The following is an 11,575-nucleotide window of genomic DNA, read 5'->3' as shown; positions in this document are numbered from 1 at the left end:
GATATGTACTCAACCCTCAGGACTTCAGCGCCTTCTTAGGATAAATGTCATACCGACTGGACTTCCCATCCAACGCATGACTCGGCTTAACCCCCTCAATACAAGGCGCCTTACGCGGCCGCTTGACCACCACCCGATGACTGGCCAAAGCCAACGCCGCCGCCAACAACGCCGGCGCATCCGGATCATCCCCCACCAGCGGCCGAAACAACCTCATCTCCTTCTTCACCAACGCCGTCTTCTCCCGATGCGGAAACATCGGATCCAGATAAATCACCTGAGGCGGCTCCCCCTCCCAATCGCGCATCACCTCAATGGAGTTGCCCTTGAGCAACCTCATCCGCGCCACAATCGGCGCCACCTCAAAATCCTCTGCACCTCGCGCCAAGCCATCTTCCAGCAACGCCCCAATCAACGGCTGGCGTTCAATCAGGCTCATCTCGCAACCCAGGCTGGCCAACACAAATGCATCCTTTCCCAACCCCGCGGTAGCATCCAGCACCCTGGGCCGCACGCCCTGCGCCACACCCACCGCCTTGGCAATCATTTGCCCGCTGCCGCCGCCATACAGACGCCGGTGCGCCGCCCCACCCTCCACAAAATCCACCCGCACCGGCCCCGGCGCCTCAGGCCCCAGCTGTTGCAACTGCAGCCCCTGCTCCCCCACCTGCAAGGCAAAGTCCGCCTCATCCAGTTGCAAAGGCAACCCCAGCTGCTCGGCCCAGTGCTGGGCACGTGCCTGAAAACCTTCGGCCAAGGCCTCGACCCGAATGCGGCTGGCCGCTGGTTGTTCGCTCATCGGTGACTACGCTCAAAAATATTAAGGATCGGCAAAAAGCGGCCGATAAAAAAAAGGATCCGGCATTTTGCCAGAGCTGAGCGACGATCGAGAGAAATGTCAGACATTCCTTCGCTATTCACCGGTGTACTGCCGACCCACAACCACTTCGGCCTGCGCAATACCCAAGCGCTGGCCGGCGTCAGTCATGTGTGGCAGGACTTCTTCGCCCAGGCGTTGGCCGAACAGCTCGGCGACACGCCGGGCGCGCTCGCCAAGTCGGTGGCGAAACCTGTGGACCCGGCGGTAGAACCCAGCGAAGGCAGTGACCTGCTGTCGCAGATCGTCACCCAGCGCGCTTGTGATGTGACAGACACCGAGATCGCCCCGCCCGAGCCGCTGTTCCTGCCCATCGCCGAATTCGAACTGGAACTGCTGCCACCGGCCCCGCCACCGTACCCGGCGGAAGAAGTGGTCGCCCAGCAAAAGCAGCAAAACTTCGAAAGCGCCTGGGTGCGCCCGATCGTCCTGGCCGCCGGCCAACCGCTGCCCGAACCGGGTCCCGCGCCGCAACCACGCCCGCTGCATTTGCCGATCGCCGAATTCGAACTGGACCTGCTGCCACCACCACCGCCACCGTTCCCGGCAGAAGAGCTGGTTGAGCAACAGAAAGCCCTGGATTTCGACAGCCGCTGGGCGCGTCCGCTGATCCTGCACAACCTGCGCCTGGCCGCCTGACCCTCAGCGACACACCCACCACCGACCCATGTCCAGATGAAAGTGATTACGGTGGGCGGCGTTGTAATCCGGGCTCAACACCACATTGAAATCCTTGCAGGCGCCGTCGCGCACTTGCCGCAGGAAGCGCGCACGCTCGCCGTCACCCGGCCAATCCTTGAGCACACTGATGGTGCGCCCGTCCGCCAGGCGAAACCCGGCGATATCCAACGCATTGGCCGACGCATGCTGGCTGAGTCGCCCGTTGGCGCGGTTGTAGATATTGCGACAGGCAAAGCTGCCCAGGTGATCGACCCGCGTCACTGCCTGGCCAAACACCGCCTGGGCCGCTGGTTGCAGGCTATGGCGCTCGAACAGGGCGAACGCCACGGCCAGCGGGCAACTGGCGAGAAAGCTGCTGCTCAAGCCGACATCAGCGTCTTGGACCCGCAATGTATTGCGCAGCGGGCAAGCCGCGTCGGCAGGGCTGTCCGCCTGATGGGCGACCCGCAGCCCGGAGGTCTTCAGCACTTGGTCACATAGGGCAGGATCATCCTGCAAACGCCCAAGCTTGAATCGGGTCAGCAGGTTCGGGCTTGCCCGCACGTCCAGCGGAGCCCACGGGTTCCACTCATCGGGCAGCGGCACCCAACCCCGCCACACGCCAACCAACACACCACCTGCCAACACCAGCAGCACGCCCAGCACCTTGAAGAAACGCACGCCTCAGCCCTTGAACAGTTGATTGGCCTGGTTGAACGGCATCGAGCGCTCAGCGAAGGTAAACGTGCCCAACTCATGAACCTCCTGGGCCGCCCTGAAGAACTCGCCATAAGCCGCCAGGGCCATGGCCGAGCCGACGCTGATGCGCTTGACGCCCATCTCGCTCAACTGCGCCACGCTGAGTTTCAGGGCGCCTGACATCAAGATATTCACGGGCTTGGGTGCAACCGCCTTCACCACCGCCAATACTTCCTCGGCACTGCGCAGGGCCGGTGCATAGAGCACGTCGGCGCCAGCTTCGGCGTAGGCCTGCAGGCGGCGAATGGTGTCGGGCAAATCCAGCCGGCCATGCAGGAGGTTTTCCGCGCGGGCGGTCAGGGTGAAGGGGAATGGCAAACTGCGGGCAGCGGCGACTGCGGCTTCGACGCGCTCCACGGAAAGGTCAAAGGGATAGATCGGGTCGACGGCAATCCCGGTGGCGTCTTCGATGGAGCCACCGACAATCCCAGTCGCTGCCGCCCGCAGGATAGTCTCGGCGCAGCCTTCAGGGGTGTCACTGAAGCAGTTTTCCAGGTCGGCGGCGACGGGCAGCGAGGTCGCCTGGACGATCGCCCCGGCATTGCCCAAGGTGTCTTCCAGGGACAACGCACCTTCGGCATCCGGGCGGCCGAGGCTGAAGGCAAAGCCGGCGCTGGTGGTGGCCAGGGCTTCAAACCCCAGGCTGGCGAGCATTTTTGCGGAGCCGGCATCCCATGGATTGGGCATCACGAACGCGCGGTCACGCTCATGCAGGGCCTTGAAGGTTTCGGCGCGAAGGGTTTGGGCATCCATGACTGACTCCTGTCGGGAAAAGGAGCCTTAGAGTAACCCCAGTTGCTCCGCTGCGGGTTCTCGATGAATCTGCGGTAAGGCCGGCATGCCGGGCAAGCGCAGCATCAATTTCTCATGAAAGCGCAAGGCCAGTTGGGCGGCCAGGCGGTTGTCGGAAGTGTGAAGAAACACGTAGGGCGTACGCCCCTCTTCGATCCAGCCGGCAACCTTTTCAATCCAGGGCATCAGGAACGGATCATTGGCTTCCAACTCCGGATGGCCAATAAAGCGCACTTGCGGAAACTGCGTCAGCGCCGCCGGGCGAGGCGGCACCTTGGGCTTTTTCGATTGGGCGTGCAGCACGGCTGCCGAGGTGGAGGTGCAACTGAACAACGCACGCGGGTCCAGGCAGATGCGCTCGACTCCGCGGTCGCGCAGCAAGCGGTTGAGACTGCGCTCGGCATTGCCCTTGGCGAAAAATTCCGAGTGACGCACCTCCACCGCCAACGGTCGCTCCAGCCCGTCGATAAACCCGGCCAACTCACCCAGGCGCTGCGGGGTAAAACTGGCCGGCAGCTGCAGCCACAACGGCGAAATACGCTCGCCCAACGGGCTCATTAACCCCAGGAAACTTTCCGCCGCCGGCAACTGCTCGATCAGGTTGCCGCTGTGGCTGATATCCCCCGGAAACTTGGCCGTGAAGCGAAAATGCTCGGGCATGATTTCAGCCCAGCGCTGCACGGTAGCGACGGAAGGACGGGCGTAGAACGTGGTGTTGCCCTCGACGGCGTTGAAGACCTGGGAATACAGGGCAAGGTAATCGCTGGAGCGGGCGTCGGCGGGATACAGGTATTCGCGCCAGGCGTTTTCACTCCAGGACGGACAACCGAGGTAGTAAGGCAACAGCATCAGATATGGATATCGAGGCCCAGCACTTCCATATCCCATTCGACAAAGCCGGCAGTGGTCAGGTAGCTGGCCAGGGCATTGGCGACGTTTTTGCTCATGGAGCGCGGGAAGATCATGTCTTGCTGGCGGGCAGGAACGCCGCTGGTGCGTGCACCGCCGGAACCCTGGGAACGGGTTGAAACAGCAGTGTTGTCAGACTGGATTTCAACAAAGTCGGGCGAGTCTTCGACGGAGTCGTCTACCGTCACGTTCGCCTTGCGAGGCTTGCGCTTGAGGGGGTAGGACTGTGATGAAAAGCCGTCTATGCGCATACATGCGAACTCGGTATCGGTGATGGCATTTTAGTGGCGCTTTCCATGGCGCGCAAATGCTCTGGTGATAACTAGAACACATAATTGGTAAAAGGTTTAAAAGCGCGGGCAAATTCTGACGATTGGCTATTTTTGTCTGAAATTGCCCGCACTTTTGACGTCAAATAATCCCGCGTTCAGCCTTGGTCTGCGCCACTTTATCCCGCAGGTACACGGGCGCCGCCTGGTCCGCCGGAATCGCCTCGCCTCGCTCCCAGGCAAAGCGTGCCAGGGCCAGCAGGTCTTCGGCGTGGGGCAGCATCCCCGCATCCTGGTCGGCAAGCGTCACGCCAATGCGCTCGCCGTAGCCCCAGCCGGTGCCAGCACCGAACCAGTCGCCGCTGGCATCGCCCGGCAACGCCGCCGCTTCAGGTGGCAGCACGGCCTCAGCGCCGATCAGGCGCATCTCGCCAGCGGTTTCGCGGTAGCAGCCCCAATACACTTCGTCCATGCGCGCATCGATGGCTGCTGCAACCTGGCTTGCACCGTGCTCGCGAAACGCGCGCTGCGCCAGCACCGCCAGGTTGGACACCGGCAATACCGGACGCTCCAGCGCAAACGCCAACCCCTGGACCACACCGATAGCGATGCGCACGCCGGTGAACGCGCCCGGGCCACGCCCGAATGCGATGGCGTCCACCGCCGACAAGGTGGTGCCCGCGTCCAGCAGCAATTGCTTGATCATCGGCAACAGCTTCTGCGCGTGCAGGCGCGGGATCACCTCGTAGTGGCTCGTAACCTTGCCATCGTGCAGCAGGGCAACGGAGCAAGCTTCAGTCGCGGTGTCCAGGGCCAGCAAGGTGCTCATCGGTGTATGCATCCACGTTGAAAAAAAGTGCGTCAGTATAAACAACAACGGCCCGCAAGCGGGCCGTTGTCAATCAAGCGGATGAACGATCAGATCAGCGCTTCCAGTACTTTGCCAGTGATGGCTTCAACCGAACCCACACCTTCGATGTGGCTGTACTTCGGCTTGCCCTGGGCGGCCGAGAGTTTCTGGTAGAAGTCCACCAGCGGCTTGGTCTGGGAATGGTAGACCGACAGGCGATGACGCACGGTCTCTTCGGTGTCGTCCTTACGCTGTACCAGGTCTTCGCCGGTAACATCGTCCTTGCCCGCGACTTTCGGCGGGTTGTAGACGATGTGGTAGACGCGGCCCGAGGCCTCGTGAACACGACGACCGGCAATACGCTGCACGATCTCTTCGTCTTCAACGGCGATTTCCACCACGTTGTCCAGCTCGACGCCGGCCTTCACCAGGGCTTCAGCCTGGGGAATGGTGCGCGGGAAGCCGTCGAACAGGAAACCGTTCTTGCAGTCTTCCTGGCTGATGCGTTCCTTGACCAGGTTGATGATCAGGTCATCGGAGACCAGGCCGCCGCTGTCCATCACGCTCTTGGCGATCAGGCCCAGCTCGGTGCCGGCCTTGACGGCCGCACGCAGCATGTCGCCGGTGGAGATTTGTGGAATGCCGAATTTTTCAGTGATGAACTTTGCCTGAGTACCTTTACCGGCCCCGGGAGCTCCCAGCAGAATGACGCGCATCGATGTGCTCCTCAATTTTTTATAGAGATGACGCTCGGATTCGCCGCGTGGGGCCAATCTCGGAAATTTTGGGTCCAGGCCGCACAAACGGCCAAAGGCTGATCAAGATACACAGCAGGCCCAAACCACACAAGCCGCCGAAAGTAGGAGAAACCCGCGCCGCGCTGGCTTTATAGGCAGGTACAACCCTGACAGCAAAACGCCGGTCGCCAATTTTACGGCGACCGGCGCGGGGTATCTGCAAGCTATTGAGAACACGCCATAAATGTCAGCCGGTGTTGCGCAAACCAGCGGCAATACCGGCCACAGACACCAGCAGCGCCTGTTCCAGAGGGCTGTCCTGTGCCGCTTCCTGTTGCCGCGATCGGGCCAGCAATTCGGCCTGCAGCAGGTGCAACGGGTCCAGGTAGGTGTTGCGCAGGCGGATGAACTCAAGCGTATCGGGGCTGTGGGCCAGCAGCTGAGACTGGCCAGTCAGGCCAAGCACCACACTGCACGCCTGCGACAATAGGTCGCGTAAGTGCGCGCCCAATGGCAGCAGATCGGGCTGCACCAATCGCTCGTCATACAGCCGGGCGATATCGGCGTCGGCCTTGGCCAGCACCATTTCCAGCATATCGATGCGGGTACGAAAGAACGGCCACTGCTCGCGCATCTGCCCCAGCAACTCGCCTTCGCCACGCTCCAGGGCATTGTTCAACGCCGCTTCCCAGCCGAGCCAGGCCGGCAGCATCAGGCGGGTCTGGGTCCAGCCGAAGATCCACGGGATCGCCCGCAGGCTTTCAATGCCACCAGCCCGGCGCTTGGCCGGACGACTGCCCAGGGGCAAGCGACCCAGTTCCTGCTCCGGCGTGGACTGGCGGAAATACTCGACGAACTGCGGATTTTCCCGCACCACGGCGCGGTAAGCGCTGACACCGTCGGCGGCCAATTCGTCCATCAGGTGGCGCCACGCCGGTTCCGGTGGTGGCGGTGGCAGCAAGGTTGCCTCCAGCACCGCCGCCAGATACAGGTTGAGGTTCTGCTCGGCGATGTCCGGCAGGCCGAACTTGAAGCGGATCATCTCGCCCTGCTCAGTGGTGCGGAAACGCCCCGCCACCGACCCAGGAGGCTGCGACAGAATCGCCGCGTGAGCCGGGCCGCCGCCGCGGCCTACAGTGCCGCCACGACCGTGGAACAGCAGCAGTTCGACTTGTTGTTCGCGGCAGATTTCCACCAGCCGTTCCTGGGCCCGGTATTGCGCCCAGGCGGCGGCGGTAGTGCCGGCGTCCTTGGCCGAATCCGAGTAGCCGATCATCACTTCCTGCGGGCCCTGCAGGCGGGTGCGGTAGCCCGGCAACAGCAGCAGTTTCTCGATCACCGGGCCTGCGTTGTCCAGGTCAGCCAGGGTCTCGAACAACGGCACCACACGCATCGGCCGTTGTACGCCGGACTCCTTGAGCAGCAGTTGCACGGCCAACACGTCCGACGCGGCGCCGGCCATGGAGATGACGTAGGAACCCAGGGACGCAGCCGGTGCGGCAGCGATTTCCTTACAGGTGTTCAGCACTTCGGCGGTGTCTGCCGAAGGCTTGAAGTAGCCCGGCAACAAGGGGCGACGGTTGGCCAGTTCCTTCATCAGGAAGCTGATGCGCGCCTCTTCGTCCCAATCCTCGTACCGGCCAAGGCCCAGGTAGTCGGTGATTTCGGTCATGGCCGCGCAGTGGCGGGTGGAATCCTGACGTACGTCGAGGCGCACCAGGAACAAGCCAAACGTCACAGCCCGACGCAGGCAGTCCAGCAGCGGGCCGTCGGCAATCACACCCATGCCGCAGGTGTGCAGCGACTCGTAGCACAGCTCCAGCGGCTCGAGCAGCTCGCGGTTGTTTTGCAGCACATCGGCGGGCGCCGGCGTGGTGCTGGTCAACGAGGTGTGGGCCCATTGGCGTGTGGCGCGCAGCCGCTCACGCAATTGCTTGAGCAACGCCCGGTAAGGTTCGACGCTGTCACCCACCTTGGCCTGCAATGCCGGGCTGGCCTGTTGCATCGACAGTTCGGAGGCGAGGTGGTCGATGTCGCGCAAGTACAGGTCAGCCGCCATCCAGCGCGCCAGCAACAGCACTTCGCGGGTGACCGGGGCGGTGACGTTGGGGTTGCCGTCGCGGTCGCCGCCCATCCAGGAAGCGAAGCGAATCGGCGCGGCCTCCAGAGGCAGGCGCAGGCCGGTAGCCGCGTGCAAGGCGTGATCGGCCTTGCGCAAATAATTCGGGATGGCGTGCCACAACGAATGCTCGATCACCGCAAAGCCCCACTTGGCTTCGTCTACCGGCGTGGGCCGGGTGCGGCGGATTTCTTCGGTGTGCCAGGCTTCGGCGATCAGGCGTTGCAGGCGATTGCGGATCTGCTCGCGCTCGGCGGTGGTGAGGTCGCGGTGATCCTGCAGGGCCAGTTGTGCGGCGATGGCGTCGTATTTCTGGATCAGGGTGCGGCGGGCGACTTCGGTGGGGTGAGCGGTGAGCACCAGTTCGATTTCCAACCGACCCAACTGGCGCGCCAGGGATTCGCTGCTGTGGCCTTCACTCTGCAGGCGCGCCAGCAGTTCCGGCAGCACCCGCGACTCGAACGGCGCCGGGGTTGATTCATCACGGCGGTGGATCAACTGATACTGTTCGGCGATATTGGCCAGGTTGAGAAACTGGTTGAAGGCCCGCGCCACCGGCAGCAGTTCGTCTTCCTTGAGTTGATTGAGGCTGGCGCTCAGCTCTTCGCCGGCCACCTGCTCCGAGGCTGCGCCACGGCGGTCGGCCTTGGCGCCTTTACGGATCTGCTCGATCTTGTCGAGGAATTCATCGCCGTACTGTTCTCGAATCGTGTTGCCCAACAGTTCACCCAGCAGGTGAACATCCTCACGCAAACGTGCATCGATATCGCTCATCAGCCAATCTCCAGCAGAAAATCCGGGACGCTTTGATCTTCAAGAGTGCCGCCCACGGCGACGTCTTACAAGGAACTTTAAACCTTGTGAGTTGCAGCTAGTCTCAACAGTAAGCCGCAGCGTTATCCGCGCTGGCCGGCTGGTCACTCATCATCGCCCGCGTACCGTGGGCTCCATTGAGGTTGCCATGAAAATCCGAGAACTGGCCCAGCATTGGGAAGAAAACGCCAAGGGTCGCCTGACCAAAACCGAATACGCCATCCATCTGGACGTGGAAGCCGCCGCCAGGCTGGCGGCGATCTCCGAGATGTACCCCAAACGCCATACCGAAGAACTGCTCGGCGAGTTGATTGGCGCAGCCCTCGAAGAGCTGGAAGCGAGCTTTCCCTACATCAAGGGCAAGCAGGTGATTGCCACCGATGAGGAAGGCGATCCGCTGTATGAGGATGTCGGCCCAACCCCACGTTTTCTCAGCCTGTCACGGCGTTACCTGCACGATTTGTCAGCTCAGTCCGACAAGCAGAAACACTAGTAAACCTGCGCCTCAAAACCCTTAACCTCCCGTATCCAGGGCCTCCCACAGGCCCTGGATACCGCTGCGCCATGCAAAAGTTCCAACTTTTAAACGCTGACCGTTCAGTCAAATATTTTTTTAGGCAAATCGCCATCTTCGCTGAACTATTCAAAAAAGCCTCCGGTCACAGCCAGTAAGCCATCACTTGGAACAGCCGTTTGAATAGGCGTCCTGAGCTAACCGCCGGGCCCCGCAGACACTGCAAGCCGGAGATGGATTTGATGTTTTTCAGGAGTTACCTAATGGAGTTGAAGACGATGAAGACCAGCACTGCCAAAACCTCGTTTAACCACCTGCGCGGGCTTAAATTGGCCGCGCTGGCAATCGGCACCAGCTTCGTACTGGCTGGCTGCGCCGGCAACCCGCCGACCGAGCAATACGCTGTGACCCAATCTGCGGTGAACAGCGCTGTCAGCGCCGGCGGTACCGAGTTCGCAGCCGTGGAGATGAAGTCTGCCCAGGACAAACTGAAGCAAGCTGAAATCGCCATGCACGACAAGAACTACGACGAAGCCCGTCGCCTGGCCGAACAGTCCGAGTGGGACGCTCGCGTAGCAGAGCGTAAAGCCCAGGCTGCCAAGGCCGAACAGGCTGTGAAGGATTCCCAGAAAGCTGTTCAGGAGCTGCGTCAGGAAGGCATGCGCCCGGCTGTGATCCAGCCGCAACAATAAGCCGCCGCCCCTGATTGCATTGCACCCGAAACCGAATTGAAAGGACGACACGACTATGCGTAAACAATTGATGATCCCTGCCCTGCTGGCGATGAGCGTTGCTCTGGCGGCTTGCTCCACCCCGCCGAACCAGAACCTGGAAAACGCTCGGACCAACTTCTCGGCCCTGCAAGCCAACCCGCAAGCTACCAAGGTAGCGGCGCTGGAAACCAAAGACGCCAGCGACTGGCTGGACAAGGCTGACAAGGCCTACCGCGACAAGGAAGACCAGAAGAAGGTCGACCAACTGGCCTACCTGACCAACCAGCGCGTTGAAGTGGCCAAGGACACCATCGTCCTGCGTGAGTCCGAAGCCAAGCTGAAAAACGCCGGTGACGAACGTGCCCGCGCCCTGCTGCAGGCCCGTGACGCGCAGATCAAGCAACTGCAGGACAGCTTGAACGCCAAGCAGACTGATCGCGGCACACTGGTGACCTTTGGTGACGTGCTGTTCGCCACCAACAAGTCGGACCTCAAGTCCAGCGGCCTGGTGAACATCACCAAGCTGGCGCAGTTCCTGCGCGATAACCCGGACCGTAAAGTGATCGTCGAAGGCTACACCGACAGCACCGGTTCCGACTCGTACAACCAGAGCCTGTCCGAGCGCCGCGCCGCTTCCGTACAGCGCGCACTGGCCAACCAGGGTGTGGATATCTCGCGCATCGTGACCCAGGGCTATGGCAAGGAATACCCGGTTGCCGATAACGGCAGCGTTTCGGGCCGCGCCATGAACCGCCGCGTTGAAGTGACCATCTCCAACGACAACCAGCCGGTCAAGCCACGTTCTTCGATGGCCAACTGATCGATTGATGCTGGAAAAAAAACCCACGTTACTGTGGGTTTTTTTTCGGGTCGTCGAACCGGACAGGTCGGTTGGGATCCTCGGCTGGTAGCTCTATCTTCCCGCCGTAGCCATGTTCCGACAGCTTGTCGAGCAAGTGCTTGAGCTTATGATCCTCGGCGTCGAGCATTTCCAGCTTCTCGTGCCCCCTGAGCATGTTCACCATGTTGCTTATTGCAGCAATATCTATCGCCACCTTCTCGCCCCGACTCGTGTAAATCACATCGCTTCTGTGGTGCGTTACGCAATACGGTTCCAGATATTTCCATCATCAACTACGACTGCACCGGAGGGCCCAGCCCGCACACCACGCCGCCCGCTCCGTCGCTGAATGATCGTTTGAGGCCGCATGAAAAATCCCGCCAAATGGCGGGATTCTTTTATTTGCAGGCCAGGAATCAAGAGGTCCCAGTGCGCTTCAAGAGCATCGGGTCAGTAGCTTACTGGCGCCGAGTTATCCTGCTCCGGAGCCGCCTGCCCTTTGAGTTGGGCCAGCTCCGCCTCGAGCCTCTTGAGCCTTTCCTCAAGGCTTTCTTCGCCCTGCGCGCCCTGTGCACCACCGCCTCCTTGGGCAATCTGGTTCTTCAACTTCTGAATCTCTTGTTCCAATTGCTGAAGTCGCGAATCACCTCCCCCCGCACCGGCAGTGAATGGGGAAGACGAGTTGTTTACGCGAGGAATGTCCATTCAAGTGACTCCAAATT

Annotated in this window: 14 protein-coding genes; 4 read left to right on the top strand and 10 right to left on the bottom strand. The window is 61.4% G+C overall.

Annotated elements, in window-relative coordinates:
- Positions 1-16: 16 nt before the first annotated feature.
- Positions 17-799, bottom strand: a complete 783-nt coding sequence (locus tag HX869_RS25540; protein WP_003219204.1) for a class I SAM-dependent methyltransferase — start codon at positions 797-799, stop codon at positions 17-19.
- Between the two features lie 96 nt (positions 800-895).
- On the opposite strand from HX869_RS25540, the gene HX869_RS25535 reads away from it, so the two are divergent.
- Complete coding sequence (locus tag HX869_RS25535) at positions 896-1,516, top strand: energy transducer TonB (protein ID WP_102368219.1); 621 nt, start codon at positions 896-898, stop codon at positions 1,514-1,516.
- 3 nt (positions 1,517-1,519) lie between these two features.
- On the opposite strand, the gene HX869_RS25530 is transcribed toward HX869_RS25535, so the two are convergent.
- From HX869_RS25530 to ppc, 7 genes are all read right to left on the bottom strand, one after another.
- A complete protein-coding gene (locus HX869_RS25530; RefSeq protein WP_178903828.1) occupies positions 1,520-2,218 on the bottom strand; it encodes an extensin family protein in 699 nt (232 codons plus the stop codon).
- 3 nt (positions 2,219-2,221) lie between these two features.
- Positions 2,222-3,049, bottom strand: a complete 828-nt coding sequence (locus tag HX869_RS25525; protein WP_178903827.1) for an oxaloacetate decarboxylase — start codon at positions 3,047-3,049, stop codon at positions 2,222-2,224.
- Positions 3,050-3,076: 27 nt separating this feature from the next.
- Positions 3,077-3,937, bottom strand: coding sequence for a DUF72 domain-containing protein (locus HX869_RS25520; protein ID WP_178903826.1), 861 nt, complete (start codon positions 3,935-3,937; stop codon positions 3,077-3,079).
- On the bottom strand, positions 3,937-4,248 hold the full coding sequence (locus HX869_RS25515; protein ID WP_003219213.1) for a hypothetical protein: 312 nt from the start codon (positions 4,246-4,248) through the stop codon (positions 3,937-3,939). The genes HX869_RS25520 and HX869_RS25515 overlap by 1 nt, the downstream gene beginning before the upstream one ends.
- Positions 4,249-4,408: 160 nt before the next feature.
- Positions 4,409-5,095 carry a tRNA (adenosine(37)-N6)-threonylcarbamoyltransferase complex dimerization subunit type 1 TsaB gene (tsaB, locus tag HX869_RS25510; protein ID WP_102368216.1) on the bottom strand — a complete coding sequence of 229 codons (687 nt, stop codon included), beginning with the start codon at positions 5,093-5,095 and terminating at the stop codon, positions 4,409-4,411.
- Between the two features lie 89 nt (positions 5,096-5,184).
- Positions 5,185-5,832 carry an adenylate kinase gene (gene adk, locus HX869_RS25505; RefSeq protein ID WP_102368215.1) on the bottom strand — a complete coding sequence of 216 codons (648 nt, stop codon included), beginning with the start codon at positions 5,830-5,832 and terminating at the stop codon, positions 5,185-5,187.
- Between the two features lie 268 nt (positions 5,833-6,100).
- A complete protein-coding gene (gene ppc / locus HX869_RS25500; protein ID WP_178903825.1) occupies positions 6,101-8,746 on the bottom strand; it encodes a phosphoenolpyruvate carboxylase in 2,646 nt (881 codons plus the stop codon).
- Positions 8,747-8,933: 187 nt separating this feature from the next.
- On the opposite strand from ppc, the gene HX869_RS25495 reads away from it, so the two are divergent.
- The 3 genes from HX869_RS25495 (at position 8,934) to HX869_RS25485 (ending at position 10,832) form a co-directional block, all read left to right on the top strand.
- The gene (locus tag HX869_RS25495; protein WP_003219222.1) at positions 8,934-9,278 is read left to right on the top strand and encodes a hypothetical protein; all 345 of its coding nucleotides are present in this window, start codon (positions 8,934-8,936) and stop codon (positions 9,276-9,278) included.
- Positions 9,279-9,562: 284 nt separating this feature from the next.
- Positions 9,563-9,991 carry a DUF4398 domain-containing protein gene (locus HX869_RS25490; RefSeq protein ID WP_003219226.1) on the top strand — a complete coding sequence of 143 codons (429 nt, stop codon included), beginning with the start codon at positions 9,563-9,565 and terminating at the stop codon, positions 9,989-9,991.
- Between the two features lie 55 nt (positions 9,992-10,046).
- Positions 10,047-10,832 carry an OmpA family protein gene (locus tag HX869_RS25485; RefSeq protein ID WP_003219227.1) on the top strand — a complete coding sequence of 262 codons (786 nt, stop codon included), beginning with the start codon at positions 10,047-10,049 and terminating at the stop codon, positions 10,830-10,832.
- Positions 10,833-10,860: 28 nt separating this feature from the next.
- On the opposite strand, the gene HX869_RS25480 is transcribed toward HX869_RS25485, so the two are convergent.
- Together HX869_RS25480 and HX869_RS25475 are read right to left on the bottom strand one after the other, a co-directional pair.
- Positions 10,861-11,094, bottom strand: coding sequence for a hypothetical protein (locus HX869_RS25480; RefSeq protein WP_008431103.1), 234 nt, complete (start codon positions 11,092-11,094; stop codon positions 10,861-10,863).
- Between the two features lie 209 nt (positions 11,095-11,303).
- Entirely contained in the window at positions 11,304-11,558 is a 255-nt protein-coding gene (locus tag HX869_RS25475) for a FlxA-like family protein (RefSeq protein WP_003219231.1), read from the bottom strand.
- Positions 11,559-11,575 lie beyond the last annotated feature (17 nt).

It is taken from the genome of Pseudomonas sp. P7779 (genome assembly GCF_013386315.1).
GTDB lineage: Bacteria > Pseudomonadota > Gammaproteobacteria > Pseudomonadales > Pseudomonadaceae > Aquipseudomonas.
The sequence above is the reverse complement of the archived record's forward strand: the minus strand, read 5'-3'. Positions and strand labels throughout refer to the sequence as shown.